The sequence below is a fragment of the Rhizobium sp. AB2/73 genome, from assembly GCF_020871915.1.
GTDB classification, from domain to species: Bacteria; Pseudomonadota; Alphaproteobacteria; order Rhizobiales; family Rhizobiaceae; genus Rhizobium; species Rhizobium dioscoreae.
This window is the reverse complement of record NZ_CP067071.1, coordinates 3474887-3495149: the sequence shown is the minus strand read 5'-3', so window position 1 is coordinate 3495149 and position 20263 is coordinate 3474887. Positions and strand designations below refer to the sequence as shown.

Annotated in this window: 15 protein-coding genes; 4 read left to right on the top strand and 11 right to left on the bottom strand. The window is 61.6% G+C overall.

Going from position 1 to position 20263, the window contains the following annotated elements; all coding sequences use genetic code 11:
- Nucleotides 1-27: 27 nt before the first annotated feature.
- The 4 genes from I8E17_RS17120 to trxA all read left to right on the top strand — a co-directional run bounded on the left by I8E17_RS17120 (nucleotide 28) and on the right by trxA (nucleotide 7910).
- A complete protein-coding gene (locus tag I8E17_RS17120; protein WP_069613936.1) occupies nucleotides 28-759 on the top strand; it encodes a nucleotidyltransferase family protein in 732 nt (243 codons plus the stop codon).
- Between the two features lie 4 nt (nucleotides 760-763).
- Nucleotides 764-3955 (top strand): double-strand break repair protein AddB, encoded by a 3192-nt coding sequence (gene addB, locus I8E17_RS17115; RefSeq protein ID WP_113366449.1) that lies wholly within the window; start codon nucleotides 764-766, stop codon nucleotides 3953-3955.
- Nucleotides 3948-7514, top strand: a complete 3567-nt coding sequence (addA, locus tag I8E17_RS17110) for a double-strand break repair helicase AddA (RefSeq protein ID WP_113366450.1) — start codon at nucleotides 3948-3950, stop codon at nucleotides 7512-7514. Before addB ends, addA begins: the two co-directional genes overlap by 8 nt.
- 75 nt (nucleotides 7515-7589) lie before the next feature.
- A complete protein-coding gene (gene trxA / locus I8E17_RS17105; RefSeq protein ID WP_069613933.1) occupies nucleotides 7590-7910 on the top strand; it encodes a thioredoxin in 321 nt (106 codons plus the stop codon).
- Between the two features lie 91 nt (nucleotides 7911-8001).
- Here trxA and I8E17_RS17100 read toward each other — a convergent pair whose 3' ends face one another.
- The 11 genes from I8E17_RS17100 to I8E17_RS17050 all read right to left on the bottom strand — a co-directional run bounded on the left by I8E17_RS17100 (nucleotide 8002) and on the right by I8E17_RS17050 (nucleotide 20250).
- Nucleotides 8002-8949: a transposase gene (locus I8E17_RS17100; RefSeq protein ID WP_113366451.1), complete on the bottom strand. Its 948-nt coding sequence runs from the start codon at nucleotides 8947-8949 to the stop codon at nucleotides 8002-8004.
- A 304-nt stretch (nucleotides 8950-9253) separates the two neighbouring features.
- Entirely contained in the window at nucleotides 9254-10606 is a 1353-nt protein-coding gene (locus tag I8E17_RS17095; protein ID WP_229002042.1) for a folylpolyglutamate synthase/dihydrofolate synthase family protein, read from the bottom strand.
- A 32-nt stretch (nucleotides 10607-10638) separates the two neighbouring features.
- Nucleotides 10639-11550 carry an acetyl-CoA carboxylase, carboxyltransferase subunit beta gene (gene accD, locus I8E17_RS17090; RefSeq protein ID WP_069613931.1) on the bottom strand — a complete coding sequence of 304 codons (912 nt, stop codon included), beginning with the start codon at nucleotides 11548-11550 and terminating at the stop codon, nucleotides 10639-10641.
- Between the two features lie 109 nt (nucleotides 11551-11659).
- Nucleotides 11660-12499, bottom strand: a complete 840-nt coding sequence (trpA, locus tag I8E17_RS17085) for a tryptophan synthase subunit alpha (RefSeq protein ID WP_069613930.1) — start codon at nucleotides 12497-12499, stop codon at nucleotides 11660-11662.
- A 10-nt stretch (nucleotides 12500-12509) separates the two neighbouring features.
- Entirely contained in the window at nucleotides 12510-13724 is a 1215-nt protein-coding gene (gene trpB, locus I8E17_RS17080) for a tryptophan synthase subunit beta (protein WP_069613929.1), read from the bottom strand.
- Nucleotides 13721-14395, bottom strand: coding sequence for a phosphoribosylanthranilate isomerase (locus I8E17_RS17075; protein ID WP_113366452.1), 675 nt, complete (start codon nucleotides 14393-14395; stop codon nucleotides 13721-13723). The genes trpB and I8E17_RS17075 overlap by 4 nt, the downstream gene beginning before the upstream one ends.
- 275 nt (nucleotides 14396-14670) lie before the next feature.
- Nucleotides 14671-15432 carry a SprT family zinc-dependent metalloprotease gene (locus I8E17_RS17070; RefSeq protein ID WP_113366453.1) on the bottom strand — a complete coding sequence of 254 codons (762 nt, stop codon included), beginning with the start codon at nucleotides 15430-15432 and terminating at the stop codon, nucleotides 14671-14673.
- An 89-nt stretch (nucleotides 15433-15521) separates the two neighbouring features.
- Nucleotides 15522-15962, bottom strand: a complete 441-nt coding sequence (locus tag I8E17_RS17065) for a DUF2852 domain-containing protein (protein ID WP_112723000.1) — start codon at nucleotides 15960-15962, stop codon at nucleotides 15522-15524.
- Nucleotides 15963-16282: 320 nt separating this feature from the next.
- Nucleotides 16283-17560, bottom strand: a complete 1278-nt coding sequence (gene phaZ, locus I8E17_RS17060; RefSeq protein ID WP_219511278.1) for a polyhydroxyalkanoate depolymerase — start codon at nucleotides 17558-17560, stop codon at nucleotides 16283-16285.
- Between the two features lie 296 nt (nucleotides 17561-17856).
- Nucleotides 17857-18699, bottom strand: coding sequence for a fumarylacetoacetate hydrolase family protein (locus tag I8E17_RS17055; protein ID WP_113366455.1), 843 nt, complete (start codon nucleotides 18697-18699; stop codon nucleotides 17857-17859).
- A 132-nt stretch (nucleotides 18700-18831) separates the two neighbouring features.
- Nucleotides 18832-20250 (bottom strand): pyridoxal-dependent decarboxylase, encoded by a 1419-nt coding sequence (locus I8E17_RS17050; RefSeq protein WP_113366456.1) that lies wholly within the window; start codon nucleotides 20248-20250, stop codon nucleotides 18832-18834.
- Between the last annotated feature and the right edge of the window lie 13 nt (nucleotides 20251-20263).

Sequence of the window (20263 nt, the reverse complement as noted above, 5' to 3'; positions counted from 1 at the left end):
AGATATGAATCGAAAGTCCGAGACGAAATGACCATCAAGCAAGCCATGGTACTGGCGGCGGGGCTTGGAACCCGCATGCGGCCGATCACCGACACCATTCCGAAGCCGCTTGTAAAGATCGCCGGCAAGGCCATGATCGACTATGCGCTGGATGCGCTGGCGAAAGCCGGAGTCGAGCAGGCCGTCGTCAACGTCCATCACCATGCCGACCAGATGGAAGCGCATCTGCGTAGCTACGACAAACTCGACATCCTGATCTCGGACGAGCGCGATGCTCTGATGAACAATGGCGGCGGATTGGCCAAGGGGCTGAAGCTGCTCGGCCGCGATCCCGTTTTCGTCATGAACTCGGATCTTTTCTGGATCGGGGAAAAGGAAGGCCAACCGACGAATCTCCAGCGTTTAGCCGGATTCTTCGACGCGAGCCGCATGGATTTCGCCATGCTCTGCGTGGCGCTGGACAAGACGACGGGCCATAACGGCAAGAATGATTTCAGCTTGGCGGACGACGGTCGTCTTTCGCGCTATAACGATGCTGCCGGCAATGGCGTCGTCTATGCCGGAACGTTGGTTATCAATCCGTCCTTTCTCGATGATGCCCCATCCGACGCCTTCAACATCAACACCTATTATGACAAGGCCATCGCGCGCGGCCGGCTCTACGGCACCATGCTCGACGGCCATTGGCTGACAGTCGGCACGCCGGAGGCGGTCGGCGAGGCGGAGGAAACGATCCGGAATTTCCGGGCGTTTGCGTGAGCCTATGGCAGGCGGACACCGGCAGCGCATTCTGACGATTCCGGCAGGCCTGCCCTTCCTGAAAACCCTTGCGTCCGCTCTCTGCGACGGTCGCCTGACCGAGCATTTCCGTCACGATGCCGACGACCCGCTGTCGCTCGCCAAGGTCAGCATCTTCCTGCCGACGCGGCGCGCGGCGCGCGTGCTGCGCTCGGAATTCGTCGATCTGCTGGGTGGCCGCTCCGCCATTCTGCCGGTGATCCGCCCGCTCGGCGAAACCGACGACGACAGCGGCTATTTCGAAGAAGCCCTGCCGGAAACGGCCGACCTGGCACAGCCGCTTGCAAACACTGCCCGGCTGCTGGAACTGGCGCGGCTGATCCTTGCCTGGCGCAACAAGCTGCCGCAGATCGTGCGCGATATTCATTCCGATTCGCCGCTGGTCGCACCCGCGAGCCCAGCGGATGCCATATGGCTCGCGCGCAATCTCGCCGAGCTCATTGACTCGCTTGAGACCGAAGATCGCGAATGGAGCGAGCTTGCCAGCCTCAGCGCAGAGGATCATGCGCTCTGGTGGCAGCTGACGGCCGAATTCCTCGCGATTGCCAGCGCCTTCTGGCCGGCGCGCCTCGAAGAACTCGGCAAATCATCGCCCGCCCGCAACCGCAACGCCATTCTGCGTGCCGAAGCGCAGCGTATCTCCACCATGCGGCATCCCGGCCCGGTCATCATTGCAGGCTCGACGGGCTCGGTGCCGGCAACGGCTGAGCTGATCGCAGCCGTCGCCGCCCTGCCGCAGGGCGTGATCGTGCTCCCCGGCCTCGATCTTTCGATGCCGGAGGAAGATTGGCAGCTGGTGGCGCCGGAGACATCGATTGGCGAGAGAGCCGATCCGACCACACGCAGCCATCCGCAATATGGTCTTTCGCTGCTGCTGAAACGATTGCAGATCACCCGGCGTGATGTCGAACCTGTCGCGGATGCGTCTGAAACCATGCAGATGCGGGCGCAGATCCTGTCTCGAGCGCTGGCGCCGGCCAAGGCGACGAGCGGCTGGGGAAGCTGGCGCAAGACGATCGCTCCCGATGCGATCTCGGGCGCATTTGCCGATGTCGCGCTGATCGAAGCAACCAATGAGCGCGAAGAGGCGACCGCGATCGCCATCGCCTTACGCCTGGCTTTGGATAAGCCGGGGCGCAACGGCGGTGAAAGCCAGGCGGCCTTGATCACGCCTGACCGCAATCTCGCCCGGCGCGTGACGGCCGAGCTTGCCCGTTTCGGCATCACAGCCGACGATTCGGCCGGTACGCCACTGAACGCCACGCCACAGGGTACGCTGCTGCAATTGCTGCTGGAGGCATCCCTTCGCCCTGGCGATCCCGTTGCGGTCGTCTCACTGCTCAAGCATCCCCTCGCCTTGTTCGGCCTGCCGGCAGAGATACACCAACCAGGCGTCGATGCGCTGGAGATCCTGGCGCTCAGGGGCGGTGTCGACAACATCGATATCGGCCGGCTGGAAGCCCTGCTTGACGACCGCGTGGCGGAGCAGGCCAATGACCGCTATGCGCCGCAATGGCGCAAAGCGCTGCCGCCTGAGGCCATCGAGCATGCGCGGGCGCTCGCCCAGCGAGTGACTGCGGCATGCGAACCATTGGTATCGGCACTTTCTCTGCCTGTATCAGAAGGCCTCCTCACCCTTTCGGATTGGGCCGAGCGCACCGGCCGTGCCCTGGAAGCCGTCGCCGTCGACGCGCGTGGCAGCCTGGCAGGCCTTTGGGCGGGCGAAGCCGGGGACACGCTTGCCAGCCTGCTTCGGGATATCATCGAGACCGAAGGTCAGCTTGAGGCCGATGGCGTGCAGTGGATCGATATCATGGCTGCGCTCTGCGTGGGTCAAGCGGTGAAGCCGCGGGCGCTCAGCCATCCTCGCCTCTTCATCTTCGGTACGCTGGAAGCGCGCCTGCAGAGCGTCGATACGCTGATCCTCGGCGGGTTGAACGAAGGATCCTGGCCGGGGCAGACGGCAAACAATCCTTTCATTTCCCGCAGCATGAAGACCGAGATCGGTCTGGAGCCGCCCGAGCGCCGCATCGGCCAGCTCGCCCACGATTTCGAAATGGCGAACGGCACCCGTGACCTGATCTATTCGCGCGCGCTGCGCCAGGGCTCGACGCCGACGGTCGCATCGCGCTGGCTGCAGCGGCTGATCGCGCTCGGCGGCAGGGAACTGGAAGAATCCATAAAGGCGCGCGGCGACCAGTATCGCCACTGGGCAGGGATGATCGACGAGGGAGAAAACCAGGCACCGGCGCTGCGGCCGGCACCGAAGCCACCTGCAGAGCTGCAGCCGAAAAGCTATTCCTTCAGCGAAGTGGGGCGGCTGCGGCGCGATCCCTATGCGATCTATGCCCGGCGCGTGCTGCGGCTCGATCCCGTCGATCCGTTCAACCGCGATCCCGGCCCAGCCGAGCGGGGCACGCTCTACCATAAAATCATCGACCGTTTCGTCCGCGAAGGGCATGTGGCCGGCACGGCGGATGCGGCGCTGGCCATGGATCGGATCATCGCCGAGCTTTTCGATGCCGAGCGGTTGCCAATTCACATCGACAGCGTCTGGCGACCGCGCTTTCGCGAAGTGGCGCGCGCCTTCCTTGATTGGGAAGCGGAACGGCGGCCGGCGGTTCGCAAAACGGCGACGGAAGTGCCGGCCGGCGTGGAGATCGAGCCGATCGGCATTCGGTTGACCGGCGTTGCCGACCGCATCGACATCAAAAGCGACAAGGGTGCCGATCTCATCGACTACAAGACCGGCTACAATCCCTCTCCGCCACAGGCGCGTGCGCTGCTCGATCCACAGCTGGCGCTGGAAGCCTATGCGCTGAAGGCCGGTGCCTTCCGCAATATCGGCGCACTGATCCCCGAAAACCTGCTCTATGTCCGCTTGCGGCCCGGCGACCGCTTCAAGGTCGACCAGGTCAACAACGAACATTCCAGCCGCGGCGGCAAGACGGAAACCAAATCGGCTATGGATCTCGCGCAGGAATCGATGGATCAGCTGGTGAAATTCGTCTCGCTGCTGCAATCCGGCGAGAAGGGGTTTTCCTCGCGGCTGATCCCGGCCCAGCAGTTCGAATATGGCGGTGACTACGATCACCTCGCCCGCGTTTCGGAATGGTCGACGGCCGAGACCGAGCAGGAAGGCGGCGGCGATGAGTGATTTTCCCGATGACGATATCGCCATCCTGCCCGAAAGCGACGATCCCGGCGTCTGGATCAGCTGGACGACGATCCAGCAATCGATCGCCTCCGATCCCGAACGCTCGGCCTGGGTTTCGGCCAATGCCGGCTCCGGCAAGACGCATGTGCTGACGCAACGCGTCATCCGCCTGCTTCTTTCCGGCGCCCGCCCCTCGGCGATCCTCTGCCTGACCTATACCAAGGCTGCTGCCTCCGAAATGTCGAACCGCGTCTTCGACCGGCTCGCTGCCTGGGCAACCATGCCGGACGACGAGCTGAAGACGCGTATTGCCGATATCGAGGGCAAGGAGCCTGACATCTTCAAGCTCGCCGAGGCGCGGCGGCTGTTTGCCAAGGCGCTGGAAACGCCGGGTGGGCTGAAGATCCAGACCATCCACGCCTTTTGCGAGGCCTTGCTGCATCAATTCCCGCTCGAGGCCAATGTCGCCGGCCATTTCTCCGTTCTCGACGATCGCGCCGCTGAAGTGCTGCTCGACGATGCCCGCCGCGCGCTGCTGACGGCAACGACACCGCATGGCGATGCCGAACTGGCGCGAGCGTTCGACTATGTACTCGATCTCGGCGACGAGTCTGGGCTCGAGACCCTGCTCGGCGATATCATTGCCAATCGCAATGCGATCCGCCGCTTTACCGAGACGGCCGAACGCAACGGGGGTGTCGAAACTGCGTTGCTTGCTCGGCTTGGCCTTTCGCCCGGTGAGACGGAAACGAGCATTGCGGAGCAATATTGGCCGCTGCCCGGCCTGTCCGGCGACACGCTGGAGCTTTATCTCACGCTCGCCGACCAGAAGGGCGGCGCCAAGGCTCAGGAAGTGGCTTATGCGCTGCGTCTTGCCAAACGCGAGGCAGATCCGCTCGCCCGCGCCGAGATCCTCGAAAAGGCCATGCTGACCGCCAAGGGCGAACCGAAATCGGATAGCCAGTTCTTCGTCAAGGCCATGCTTGCTGATGCACCTGCGCTCGCTGATGCCGTGGCTGCGGCACGCGCGCATGTGGTTGCCAGCCGCGACCGGCTGAAGCTGATGCGGATGTATCGGGCCACCCATGCCGCGCTCATTCTCGCCGATCGTCTGAACCGCGACTATGAGGAACTGAAAAAACGGCGCAGCCAGCTCGATTTCGAAGACCTCATCACCCGCACGGCCGATCTTCTGACCAAGAAGGACGTCGGGCCATGGATTCATTACAAGCTGGATCAGGGCATCGACCATATTCTGGTGGACGAGGCGCAGGATACGAGCCCGATCCAGTGGAGCGTCATCCAGTCGCTGGCGGAGGATTTCTTCTCCGGTGACAGCGCCCGGCCGACGCTGCGCACGATCTTTGCCGTCGGCGACGAGAAGCAATCGATCTATTCGTTCCAGGGTGCACGTCCTGAACGGTTCTCCGAGGAAAGCGACCGCACAAGACGGCGCGTGGCGACGAGCGGCCAGCAATTCTCATCGATCCGCCTGCCGTTGTCCTTCCGCTCGACGGCCGATGTGCTCGGCGCCGTCGATCATGTCTTCACCAGTCCGGAGAATGCCCGCGGCCTCAGCGCCGTCAACGAGCCTGTCGTGCATCGTTCCAGTCGCATCGGCCACCCCGGCGCCGTCGATCTCTGGGAAATGATTGCGCCGGAGCCGGCCGCCAAGGAAGAAGACTGGACGGCGCCTTTCGATTCGACGCCGGAAAGCGCACCTGCTGCCATCCTGGCACGGCGGATGGCGCATACGATCGGCAATCTTATCGGGCGGGAAACGATCATCGATAAAGGCAAGGCCCGTTTCATCGAGGCTGGCGACATTCTCGTGCTGGTGCGCAAGCGCGACAGCTTCGTCAACGCGCTGACCCGAGCGCTGAAGCGGCGCGGCAACATTCCCGTCGCCGGCGCCGATCGTCTGGTGCTGACGAGCCATATCGCCATTCAGGATCTTCTGGCGCTCGGCCGCTTCCTGTTGCTGCCGGAGGACGATCTCTCGCTCTGTGCGCTGCTGAAGAGCCCCTTGTTCGACCTCAGCGAAGAGGATGTCTTTGCGGTGGCCGCCTATCGCGATGACGAGGAGGGCGTCTGGAGCCACCTGCAGAGATTTGCCGCCGAAGGCCATGACCGCTTCAGGCAGGTGGTCGAACGGCTGAGAACCTTTCTTGCCCTGTCCAAGAGCCTGCCCGTACACGATTTCTATGCCCGCGTGCTTGGCAGCTTCGGCGGCAGGCGGAAATTTCTGGCGCGGCTCGGCACCGAAGTCAGCGACATTCTCGACGAATTCCTGACCTTCACGCTCGATCACGAGACGAGCGGCCTGCCCGGCCTGCAATCCTTTATCTCGACGCTGGAACTGGAAGCGCCGACGGTCAAGCGCGAGCAGGACAAGGGCCGCAACGAAGTGCGGATCATGACGGTGCATGCCTCGAAGGGGCTGGAGGCACCCATCGTGTTTCTCGTCGATGGTGGCGGCAAGGCCTTTACCCATACGCATCTGCCGAAGATGCGGCTGATCGAAACTGGCAAGGACGAAATCCCGCTGCCGGTCTGGATTCCAGTCTCGGCGCTCGCCAATTCGCTGACGCAGGCCGATACGGCGCGGCTGCAGGCGCTGGCGGAAGAGGAATATCGCCGGTTGCTCTATGTCGGCATGACGCGCGCCGCCGACCGCCTTATCATTTGCGGCTACCGCGGCATCCGCGAGAATGCCGATACCTGGCATGCGATGATTTCCGCGGCGCTGCCCGGGCAAGAACTGTACTGCACGCAGAAGACCTTCACCGGCCCGGATGGCGACTGGCAGGGCTTGAGCTGGCGGGTTGCCCAGGTCCAGCTCGAATTCGAGACCGCAAGAGAGCACGAGAAGCGTTCGGAGCGCGTCGGCCTGCCGGCGGGTCTCAGCCGGCCATTGCCGCCGCAAAAAAGCCTGCCGCGGCCGCTCAGCCCCTCCGGCGTCGGCACCGTCGTCGATGAGGAAGCCGACGATCTCTTGGTGACTTCGGCGCTTTTCGGCGGGAAAACCAAATCCGACCGCGCCCTGCAGAAAGGCCGCTTCATTCACCGCATGCTGCAGACCTTGCCCGAAATCGCGCCCGAGGAGCGCGCCGATGCCGCCCGACGCTACGCTGAACGGGCCGCGCGCTTCTGGCCGCAGGCCGAACGGGAGGCGCTGGTCGGCTCGGTCATGGCGCTGCTCTCCCATCCTGATCTGCAAGGCACCTACAGCACGCATGCTCAGGCGGAAGTCTCGATCATGGGCACGCTGAAGCTCGGCAGCCAGTCCTATGCCGTCTCCGGCCGCATCGACCGGCTGGCTGACCTGGACGATCGCGTTATCATTCTCGACTATAAGACGAATCGCGTGCCGCCTGGCGAGGAAAGCAGCATCCCCTTCGCACATAAGGCGCAGCTTGCCATCTATCGCGAGATCCTTTCGCCGCTCTATCCGGGAAAGCGCATCGACTGCATGCTGGTCTATACCGAAAATGCCTCGATCTATACCTTGTCGGACGGGGTGCTTGCATTGGCGCTTGCGGAGCTCGAGACAAAGTGAAATACCAGATATTGAAATATGGGCACCGCACCATCACATATTTAGCAACCCGCAAATCCTGGTAAGGAGCAGCCTATGGCTACCGTTAAAGTCGATACCTCCAACTTCGCCACCGAAGTGCTGCAGTCTGCAGAGCCTGTCGTCGTTGATTTCTGGGCCGAATGGTGCGGTCCGTGCAAGATGATCGCCCCGGCTCTGGAAGAACTCGCCGTGCAGTTCGAAGGCAAGGTCAAGGTCGCTAAGCTCAACATCGACGAAAACCCGGAACTGGCCGCCCAGTTCGGCGTTCGCTCGATCCCGACGCTCGCCATGTTCAAGGCCGGCGAAGTCGCTGACATCAAGGTCGGCGCCGCTCCCAAGACGGCCCTGCAGAGCTGGATTTCCAGCGCAGCTTGATCGGTATCCATCGTATGAACAAGAGCCCCGCTTCGGCGGGGTTTTTTGTTGGTCGGAGTGGGGCCATCCTCGCCCTTCGAGGCTTCGCACCTCAGCAACCGTGTTGTGTTTGTGTGATCCACGGTGTTTTTCGTCGAATGATAGTGTTGATCATGGTGATGAACTTTCGCATGGCGGCGACGATTGCGACCTTTGGCGGCTTGCCGGCGTTGCGCAGGCGGGCGTGGAAGGCCTTGATTGGCGGGCAGCAGCGGATGGCGGAGATTGTAGCCATGTAGAGTGCGCAGCGCACGGTCGCGCGGCCACCGCCGATATGACGCTGGCCTCGCATCATGCCGCTGTCATGGGCTATTGGAGCGACGCCGACGAGGGCTGCGAGCTTTTTGTCATCGATGCTGCCGAGTTCAGGCAGTTCGGCGATAAGGACGGCGGCACACACCCCGCCGATGCCGGGCACGGACAGCAGCAGGTCGCGGCGTTCGGCCGTGTCGGGATCGTCGGTGATGGCAAGGGCGATTGCGGCATCGATGCGGGCAAGCTGCGCCTTGAGAGCAAGAAGCATCTCGTTGATCAGTGGAGCGATGGCAGCCGTGGCATGTTCAAGTCGGTTCTTCTCGGCGATGGCCATGTCGATGAGTTGCCGGCGCCGCGCCACCAGCGCGGCCAGGGCGACGCGGCCGTCGTCGATATGGGGGATCTGTGCCGGCCTCATCGCCTTGGCGAAGTGTAAGATGACGCGGGCATCAACCCGATCGGTCTTGGCCAATCGGCCGCTGGCTCTGGCAAAATCGCGCACCTGGCGAGGATTGACGACGGCCACGGCGATGCCGGCCGCCATTAATGTGCGTACAAGGCGCGTCTCGTAGCCGCCGGTTGCTTCGACGACGACCAACTCGGCTCCCGCCACAGCGGCGGCGAGCTCAGCGCAACCCGGCGCATCATTGTTCCATCGCGGCGCCACCGCTAGGCCGTCGACCGCTACGTCGAGATAAGCCTTGGAGACGTCAATACCGACCATCAAGTCCTGCGAGGCATCCATGGGTGCTCCTCCTTGCAACGCGGGCTCGAAGCCCAGCCAACCGTTCGAGCGAAAGGATGCGACAGAGGCGCTCGCTGAGGCACGGGTTCAAAACCCAAGGGTGACACGCGCCTCCGTCACGCTGCACAATCTACACCATCGGCGACGTACAAGGGTGAGGATGGAGCAGGCTTGTTGCCGTGGCAACGCACAGGCAACAAAGAAATGAGCCCCGAGCGGGTGGGCGCGAAGGTCAGCCCTCATGCTGAGGAGGCCCCAGGCCGTCTCGAAGCACAAGGACAGGTGGCTAACCACCCGACCAAAATCACCGCGGCGGAGTGCCGTTGTCCGCAAGGACATCGCCGACCAGATAGAGGGAGCCGCCGATCAGGATGCGCGGGGCAGGCGAATTTGGCACAGCCAGAGCCTTGATGGCATCCAGTGCCTCGACGACGCTGGACATGGGCTCGGCTATGAGGCCGGCATCGTAGGCGGCATTCGCCAGGATGACGGGATCGACCATGGCTTCGCTGCCGCGAATCGGCACGCAATAGACTTTCTCGGCCAAGCCGGCAAAGGCCTTGAAATAGCCGATCGGATCCTTGGTGTTAATCATTCCGATGATCAGGAACAGCGGTCTGGGCTGACGCTCTTCGAAATTGGCCATGGCTTCGGCGATGACTTCGCCGGCGCCAGGATTGTGGCCGCCATCGACCCAGATCTCGGCTCGTTCCGGCGCATGCGCAACCAGTTCGCCTTCCGTCAGCCGCTGCAGGCGGCCCGGCCATTCGACCGATGTCATCGCCTTTTCCATCATCGCCTCGGTGATGACGAAACCGGCGGCCTTGGCGGCGCGGATGGCGGCAGCGGCATTGCCATATTGGTGACGGCCCGGCAGGCGCGGCAGCGGCAGATCGGCCAAGCCGAACTCGTCCTGATAGACCAGCTTGCCATATTCCTCATGGGCGGAAAAATCCTGGCCGAAGACGGCGGTCGGGCAACGAAGCCGCTCGGCCGTCGAGATCAGCACGTCGAGCGCGGCATCATAGTCCTGATGGCCGATGACGACGGGATGGCCCGGCTTCATGATGCCTGCCTTTTCCGCTGCGATCAGTTCGACGCGGTCGCCGAGATAGGGCTGGTGATCGAGCGAGATCGGCATGATGACGGAAACGGCCGGATCGGAGAGGACATTGGTGGCATCGAAACGGCCACCAAGTCCGACCTCGATGATCGCGACATCGGCCGGATGCTCGGCAAAGAGGAGAAAGGTCGCGGCCGTCAGGATTTCGAAAACGGTGATCTTCTGTCCGTCATTCGCCTTGGCGATGCGCCTGAGCACATCGGCGAATACGGTATCGTCGACGAGCCTGCCGCGGCCACCCTTGACGCCGATACGGTAGCGCTCATGCCAGTTGACGAGATGCGGCGAGGTATGGACATGGACGCTATAGCCACCCGCTTCGAGCAGCGCACGGCAAAAGGCCGTCACCGAGCCCTTGCCATTGGTGCCGGCGACATGGATCACCGGCGGCAATTTCTGATGAGGATTGCCGAGGACGTCGAGCAGCCGGGTTATTCTCTCCAGAGAAAGATCAAAGCCCTTGGGATGCAATCCCATGAGCTTCTCTATCTCGCGTGCTGCCTCGCTCATTGCGGACTGATCCATAGACGTCATCCCGCACCTCCGCCCGTCGGCAATCGATGATGTCAGGCGCTCGCTGCTATCGCCAGTGCCGCGCCATTCTTGTTCTTGACCGATACGTCGTTTGCCGGCGCCTTGGTCAGGATCTTCAGAAGCGTCGCCAAAGTGTCCGGAATGTCATGACGCTTGACGACCATGTCTACCATGCCGTGCTCCAGCAGGTATTCCGAGGTCTGGAAGCCCTCAGGAAGCTTTTCGCGCAGCGTCTGCTCGATCACGCGCTTACCGGCAAAGCCGATTTCGGCGCCGGGTTCGGCGAGATGAATGTCACCCAGCATGGCGTAGGAGGCCGTGACGCCGCCGGTCGTCGGATTGGTCAGAACCACGACGTAGGGTTGGCCAGCTTCCTTCAGCATGTCGACGGCAACCGTCGTGCGCGGCAGCTGCATAAGCGACAAGATGCCTTCCTGCATGCGGGCGCCGCCCGAAGCCGGGAACATGACCAGCGGGCACTTTTCGGCGATAGCGCGCTCGAAAGCCTTCACGATGGCTTCGCCGGCAGCCATGCCGAGCGAACCGCCGATGAAGTTGAATTCATGCACGACAGCCACGAGCTTCAGACCACGGACCTTGCCGAGGCCGGCAAGGATCGTATCCTCCTGCTCGGTCTTGAGGCGGCTGTCCTTCAGGCGGTCGGTATATTTCTTCGAATCGCGGAACTTCAACGGGTCCTGCGCGACCTTCGGCTGCGGCAGGGCTTCGTATTCACCGTTGTCGAAGAGATCGGCGAGACGGGCCTTGGCCGGCATCTTCATATGGAAGCCGGATGCGGGGATGACCCACTTGTTCTCTTCCAGGTCCTTATGGAAGACCATTTCGCCCGTTTCCGGGCACTTGATCCAGAGATTTTCCGGAACCTCGCGACGGCCCAGCATGGAATTGATCCGCGGGCGGACGTAGTTCGTGATCCAGTTCAATTCGAAACTCCTAATCGACCGAATTAATCGATATCCTAGTCGTCACCAAATGCCCATAGGGCTTTTCCCTCAATCCGCAGGGGATTGATGAGAGGCCTATATGGGAAAACTATTCGGCGGCAACAAGGCGGGCGGAACGCGTTCCCGTCGACAGGCCGCGCACCAGGGTGGCGACAGCCTGGATGGTATCGGCCGTTGCCTTGCCATCCTTCGTGAGGCTGGTGGCAATCTGATTGACGATCGCGGTACCGACGACGACGCCATCGGCGGCAGCACCGATCAGCTTGGCATGCTCGGCGGTCTTGACGCCGAAGCCGACGCAGACCGGCAACTCGGTGTGCTGCTTGATGCGCTTGACGGCGCCCGACACCAGCGACGGATCCGGCAGCGCAGAACCGGTGATGCCGTTCATAGAGACGTAATAGACGAAGCCGGTCGTATTCTTCAGAACCGTCGGCAGGCGCTTGTCGTCGGTGGTCGGCGTTGCCAGGCGGATGAAGTTGATGCCCTTGCGGATCGCCGGAATGCAAAGCTCGTCATCCATTTCCGGCGGCAGGTCGACGACGATCAGGCCGTCGATGCCGGCAGCCAGCGCATCATCGAGGAATTTTTCGACACCGTAGATGTAGATCGGATTGTAATAGCCCATCATCACGATCGGCGTATCGGCATCGACTTTACGGAAATCGGCGGCGAGCTGCAGAGTCTTCTTCAGCGTCTGGCCGGCCTTCAGGGCGCGCTGGCCGGCAAGCTGGATCGCGGGACCGTCGGCCATGGGATCGGAAAAGGGCATGCCGAGTTCGATGACGTCGGCGCCGGCTTCGGGCAGCGCCTTCATGATGCCGAGCGAGGTCTCGTAATCGGGATCGCCACCCATGAAATAGGTGACGAGTGCCGGGCGGCCTTCAGCCTTCAAAGCGGCGAAGCGTTTGTCCATACGTGCGGTCATGGCGTCTAACTCACATTCCCAGAATCTTGCCGACGGTGAAGATGTCCTTGTCACCACGGCCGGAGAGGTTCATCAGGATGATCTCATCCTTACCCATCTTGGGGGCGCGCTTGATCACTTCGGCGAGCGCGTGGCTCGGCTCGAGCGCCGGGATGATGCCCTCGAGGCGCGTCAGCGTCTGGAAGGCTTCGAGTGCCTCATGGTCCATGATCGGCACATATTCGGCGCGGCCGATATCATTCAGCCAGGAATGTTCCGGGCCGATGCCGGGATAATCAAGGCCGGCCGAAATCGAATGACCTTCCTTGATCTGGCCGTCGCCGTCCTGCAGCAGGTAGGTGCGGTTGCCATGCAGCACGCCGGGCGAACCGGCGGTGATCGAGGCGCAATGCTCATCACCCTGCAGGCCCTTGCCGCCCGCTTCGACGCCGACGATCTTGACGCCCTCGTCATCGAGGAACGGATGGAAGATGCCGATGGCATTCGAGCCGCCGCCGACAGCCGCGATGACCAGATCCGGCAGGCGGCCTTCGGCCTCCAGGATCTGCGCACGGGCCTCGGTGCCGATCACAGCCTGGAAATCGCGGACCATTTCCGGATAGGGATGCGGGCCGGCGGCCGTACCGATCAGATAATAGGTGTCGTCGACATTGGTGACCCAGTCGCGAAGGGCTTCGTTCATGGCGTCCTTCAGCGTGCCGCTGCCGGCCGTTACCGGAACGACCTCGGCGCCCAAGAGCTTCATGCGGAAGACGTTCGGCGCCTGGCGCTCGACATCGGTCGCGCCCATATAGACGACGCAGGGCAGGCCGAAGCGGGCAGCAACCGTCGCCGAGGCCACGCCATGCTGGCCGGCACCGGTTTCGGCGATGATGCGGGTCTTGCCCATGCGCTTGGCGAGCAGGATCTGGCCGATGCAATTGTTGATCTTGTGCGAGCCGGTGTGGTTCAGCTCTTCACGCTTGAAATAGATCTTGGCGCCGCCAAGCTCTGCCGTCAGGCGCTCGGCGAAATAAAGCGGGCTGGGACGGCCGATGTAATGCGTGCCGAGAGCCTTCAGCTCCGCCTGGAAAGCCGGATCGTCCTTCGCCTTCGCCCATTCCTCCTGCAGATCCAGGATCAGCGGCATGAGCGTTTCGGCTACGAAACGTCCGCCGTAAATGCCGAAACGGCCGTCCTCATCAGGGCCGGAGCGGAAGGAATTGGGTTTAAGCGTCTGGTTCACTTTCTACTCCCTGCTGCCGGTTCCGGCAGACATGCTTCTGCAAAAGCGTCGAAAAACTGGTCGATCTTGCCGAGATCCTTCACACCAGGCGCACTTTCCAGCGCGGAGGAAAGATCAATGCCGCTGGCCTTGGTGGAGGCCAGTGCCTCGGCGACATTATCCTTGTTGACACCGCCGGACAGCATATAGTCCACCCGATCGTCGACCCAGCTCATCAGGCTCCAATCGAAGGATATGCCATTTCCGCCCGGCAGCTCCGAACCAACGGGCGGCTTGGCGTCGAACAGGAAGCGGTCGGCAATGCCGATATAGGATTCCACCCGCTTCAGATCGTCGGCGTCTCGCACCGACATGGCCTTCATCACGGGGACATTATAGACCGCTTTGATGGTCAAGACACGCTCGGGGCTCTCATTGCCGTGAAGCTGCAGCATATCCGGCTTCACCAGCGACATGATCTCATCGAGATCGTCATTGGTCGGATTGACCGTGACGGCGACGACCTTCGCCTTGCCGCGCGCGCGCTCGGCAAGCTCGCCGGCGAGATCCGGTTCTATATAGCGCGGACTTTTTTCAAAGAAGATAAAGCCAATATGGGTAGCACCGCGCTCAAGAGCACGATCCACCGCCTCCGGCGTCTTCAGACCACAAATTTTGATATCGGGGTTCATGGCAGCGGAGTGACACGAAAATTCGCAAGAGTCGAGCCTAAAGGCGACGTTGGCGGGATTTTTGCGAGGCTTCAGGGTCATCGTATATGAAATAGAAAGTGCCCCTCATCCAAGCCCTCTCCCCGTTTTGACGGGAAGAGGGCAATCTGGCCAAACTCCTTCGCCCCGCGTGCGGGGAGAAGGTGGACTCGAACAGTTGAGCGAAGCGAACTGTGAGAGGACGGATGAGGGGCCAACCTGCCTATATGCGATTGCCTTGCGCACCTCTATGCAGCTCAATCAAAATCAATCGCGTGCAGCTGGCTGCCGTGGCGCTTCAGCCAGGCTTTGGCCTCGTCCATATCGGGGCAGAGTTTGCGGCAGAGGGCCCAGAAGCGCGGGCCGTGGTTCATCTCGCGCAAATGCGCGACTTCGTGGGCGGCGAGGTAATCGATGACCAAGGGCGGCGCCATGACGATGCGCCAGGAGAAGCTCAGGTTCCCTTGCGAAGAGCAGGAGCCCCAGCGGCTGCGGGTATCCTTCATGGTGATGGACGTGACGCTGGCGCGGATGGCTTTGGCGTGGACAGCCACAAGCTTTTCCAGATCGGCGCGGGCCTCCTTCTTCAGGAAAGTGGCGATGCGGCGGCCGGCATGTTCCGGCATGCCGCTGACGCGCAGCACCGGAACGCCCTCGACGACGATGGCTTCGGTAAGACCGCGCAGGGTTCCGGTGTGCTCGATCCGGTGGCGCACGCCGCGCAGGAGGATTTCGCCGCCGCCGCGCAGGCTGTTGTCGACGGAGAATTTCGCGAGCTTGGTCAGCAACCAACCCTGATGCCTATCGAGGAAGGCATTGACTTCGCGGGCCGCGAGGCCACACGGGATGGTCATCTTCAGCGATCGCCCGCCGGGCTCGATCCGGAGCGTGATGCGGGTGGCGCGCTCGTGCTGGCGGATCGTCAGGGGCATCAACCGGCCGGCGACATCGAGCGTGCGCGTTTCCGGCGCGGGCGGCTTGGCCGGCGGTTTGCGGGATCTGGAGAGCAGCGGAAACATGAGGCAGTTTTATATGATTCGCGGGGATTTCTGGCAAAGAAAAACCGGCATCGAGCGATGCCGGTTTTGACTTCGTGACGGAACTCCCGTCACGGCGTCTGGAATTCGGTCGGCGAGCCACCATTGTCATTGCGCTTGACGTTATTGCGTTCGCGCATGAAGCGGTCGAATTCCTCCTGATCCTTGGCACGGCGCAGTTCGCGAGCGTAAGCATCGAATTCGGCGCGCATTTCGTCCAACTTACGGCGCTCCTGTTCGAGGCGCTCCAGCTCTGCCCGGCGCCAGTCGTCGAAGGCGACGTTGCCGGTGGAGGAATAGGAATGGCGATGACGATTGCGATAGCGTCCGCAGCCAGCAAACATGCCGTCGGTCCTTTCGTTCACATCCCGTTTGAATTCCCGCAAACGTTCCCCGAAGAGAATATAGGCGAGCATGGCGAAGCCAAGCGGCCAGAAGACCACAAAGCCGAGCACCATCAGGGCAATAGTAGCCGGAGTCCAATCCGGGCGAAGCAATGCAGATTGGTTCATTGTCAGGTATCCTCGCACGGCGCATTAGCCCCCGACCGACAGCGATCGATGGAAAGGCTTTAGCGCGGTTTTTAAAGCTCTACCCGCATCTCAGCGCGTTCCAAGGACGCGCGGCGCGGTAAACGGCCCGATCATCTCTGCGGTACCGCTGGAATCGAGATGGTAACCTGTTCGTGAGGCTTCAATGGGATCGCCTGAGGGAATCGGACAAGTGCTTGAATCGGCGCGGGTAATTCAACAAAAGCTAATAGTTTGCACAGCAGGGCAGTTCGGCTCATCAACACGTTCCGAGCTGCCCTATCTATTTGATCTTACTTCTTTCAGGCAGATTTTCCGCCCTTGATGACGCGCTTGACCACTGACCGGCCGGCGCGGGCATGTTCGCGGGTGAAGGCCAGGATGCGCGGCGCGATTTCGCGGCGGAAGCGCGAGCCGTTGAAGACGCCGTAGTGGCCGACATCCGGCTGCAGGTAGTGCATGCGCATATGGTCGGGGACGTTGGTGCAGATGGTCTGCGCCGCATGGGTCTGCCCGACGCCGGAGATATCGTCGTTTTCGCCTTCGACGGTTAGAAGCGCGACATTGCGGATGGCGGAGGGATCGACACGCTCGCCGCGATGCATCAGTTCGCCCTTTGGCAGCGCATGCTTGATGAAAACCTGATCGACCGTCTGCAGATAGAATTCCGCCGTCAGATCCATGACGGCCAGATATTCGTCGTAGAAATCGCGGTGCTTCTCGGCCGGCTCGCCGTCATTCTTGACGAGGTGCACGAAGAAGTCCTTGTGGGCGATCATGTGTCGGTCGAGGTTCATCGACATGAAGCCGGAAAGCTGAAGGAAGCCGGGATAGACAGGCCGCATGAAGCCCGGCTGCGGCCAGGGCACGTTCATGACCACATTATCGGCAAACCATTCCAGCGGCTTTTCCTTGGCAAGCTGGTTGACCGCCGTCGGATTGATGCGGGTATCGATCGGGCCACCCATCAGCGTCATGGATGAGGGTGCCAGGCGATCACCCGCCGCTTCCATCACAGCAGCGGCGGCCAGGACAGGCACTGACGGCTGACAGACGGCGACGACATGCGTATCCGGCCCAAGGTGGTGCAGCATCTCGATGACGTAATCAATATAGTCGTCGAGATCAAAGGTGCCTTCGGTCATCGGCACCATGCGGGCATCGATCCAATCGGTGATGTAGACGTCGGCGCTCGGCAGCAGTGCTTCCACGGTGCCGCGCAGCAGCGTCGCATAATGGCCGGACATCGGCGCGACGATGAGGATGCGGGGATCGGCGCCGTGGCCGGCGGGCAGGCTGCGCTCGAAATGGATGAGATTGCAGAAGGGCTTCTTCCAGACGATCTTTTCGTGCACCGAGACCGGTTTGCCGTCGATCGTCGTCTCCGGGAGGCCGAATTCCGGCTTGCCGTAGCGCCGGGTGGTGCGCTCGAAAACTTCGAGACTGGCCGTCAAAGTGCGGCCGAATACCGTATGCGAAAGGGGATTAAGGGGATTGGCATAGGCCAGGCGCATCATGTCCGCCGCGGCGCGAAAAGGTGCGAGAGCGGCGTGATTGAGTTCATAAAACTGATAAAACATGGGGCTTTACCTTTCGTGATGCGGGGCATTCAACCGCGCAAATCACCTAAATCATTGAAGCGCACGCGCCCTGCGTGTCGCTGCCTTCACTGCGGCGCTCCTCCGGTCGCGCTGTGCAGCAGGATAATGACGGCTCCTCGGGCGCGATCCTCATCCTTCCTATAATCCAACCTAGCAGTTTCTGCTGCAGAGCAACATAACTACAATTGGTTCTTATCGATAAAAAACGCCGGAGAATCGCTTCCCCGGCATCAAGAATGATCTCAAAAGGTTAAAGTTCCTGAGCTTCGCACGCCTTACGCGTCGGCCAGGAAGGTCTGGCGCTGCGTGCCCAAGCCTTCTATGCCCAGCTCAACGACATCGCCCGGCTTCAGGAACTGCGGCGGCTTCATGCCCATGCCGACGCCCGGAGGCGTGCCGGTGGAAATAATATCGCCGGGATGTAGCGACATGAACTGGCTGAGATAGGAGACGAGGTGGGCAACGCCGTAGACCATGGTCCTGGTCGAGCCGTTCTGCATCATCTTGCCGTTGACCTTCAGCCACATGCCGAGGTTCTGCGGATCGGCGATCTCGTCCTTGGTGACGAGCCACGGGCCGATCGGCCCGAAGGTGTCGCAGGACTTGCCCTTGGTCCACTGTCCGGAGCGCTCGGTCTGGAAGGCACGCTCGGAGACGTCGTGGGAAACGCAGTAACCGGCGACATAATCAAGGGCGTCGGCTTCGCTGACATATTTCGCAGTCTTGCCGATAACGACGCCAAGCTCGACTTCCCAGTCGGTCTTTTCGGAGCCGCGCGGGATCAGCACATTGTCGTTCGGGCCGACGATGGCCGAGCTTGCCTTCATGAAAATGATCGGCTCCGGCGGCACGGTGGCGCCGGTTTCAGCGGCATGGTCGGAGAAATTCAGGCCTATGCAGATGAACTTGCCGGTGCCGGCAACGCAGGCACCGAGACGGCCTTCCAGCAATTCAGGCAGGCTTTTCGGATCGAGGGCTGCGATCTTCGCAAGACCTGCCGGCGAAATGGCCTCGCCGCCGATGTCGGCGACATGGGCGGAGAGATCGCGGATCTTGCCGTCGCTATCCAGAAGCGCCGGCTTTTCCTTGCCGACTTCGCCAACACGCAACAGTTTCATGGATTTTCCTTCCCTGCATCTTCAAAGACGAAATTAATAACATCATATATGAACGAGTTATTCACCAGTGTCACCAGTCCATTTTGGAGAGCCTAACACGGCTCGGCTCTTCGCGCCGGAAAAACAGCTTTTCTAGTTCGGGAATAATGACCTGGCGATTTCGATGATGACGTCGAAAGCCGTGTCGATATCATCGGCCGTCGACTCGAACTGGCCAGCCTGGAAGCGAATCACCAGCTGGCCGCCGACACGTGTCTGCGTCAGGTAAATACGGCCATCATTGTTGATGGCATTGAGCAGCCTTTGGGTGTGGCTTTCCTGATCGATACCCTCGGGCGCCTTGTGTTCGAAGGAAAACAGCGACAAGAACGGCTCGGTGACGATTTCGAAATCGGGCTCGGCCGCGAGACGTTTAGCCAGATTCTGCGACCAGCACACATGGTTGCGGATCATCGTCCGCAATCCTTCCAGGCCGTGATAGCGCAACAGGAACCAAAGTTTGAGCGCGCGGAAGCGACGCCCAAGCGGCACGGACCATTCCGAGTAATTGATGATACCGTCATGGCCATGCGTGCGCAGATATTCAGGCTGGATCGCCAGCGTGCGGACCAGCGTCTCCGGCTCGCGCACGAACTGAACGGAGCAATCGAACTGCGCGCCGAGCCATTTATGCGGGTTGAAGACGACGGAATCGGCATGCTCGACGCCGTGCCAGAGCGTGCGGAACTCCGGGCAGATCATTGCCGAACCCGCCCAGGCTGCATCGACATGGACGTAGAGCCCATGCGCATGGGCCACCTTAACGACAGCGGCGATATCGTCGCAGGCACCGACGCTGGTGCCACCGACACAGGCGATGACGCCGGCCGGCAGCAAGCCGGCAGCGCGATCACGCTCGATCGCATCGGCGAGTGCTTTCGGATCCATGGCTTTGTTTGGTCCGCCTGTGGGAATCCGCACCAGATTTTCCTGCCCGACCCCGGCAATCCAGATGGCGCGGTCGATGGACGTGTGCACCTGGTCGGTCGAATAGATGCGAACTGCCTTGTTGGCCGCAAGGCCGCTTTTGTTGCCCTGCCAGTCCAGCGCTCTCTCACGCATCACGAGGACGGCGGCAAGCGTGGCCGTCGAGGCGGAATCCTGAATGACGCCGGTGAAGGCTTCCGGCAGACCGAGGGCCTGCCGCAGCCAATCGACGACCTTCGTTTCAAGCTCGGTGGCGGAAGGTGACGTCTGCCAGAGCATGCATTGAGCGGCGATGGCGCTGACCAGATATTCGGCAACCACCGAGACGGGAGCGGCGTTGGCTGGGAAATAGGCAAAGAAGCGCGGGTGCTGCCAGTGCGTCATGCCGGGCACCAGGATATCCTCGAAATCTTTGAAGATATCCTCCATGGCTTCGCCTGATTCCGGTGGAGAATCAGCTATATGCGCCGATATTTCGCCCGGCGCCATCTTCGCCCGGACCGGTCTGTCGCGCAGCGACGCACGGTAATCCGCGCCCCAATGTGCCGCTTTCTCCGACCACTGCCGGAACTCTTCCCAGTTCATGACGATCCTCCTG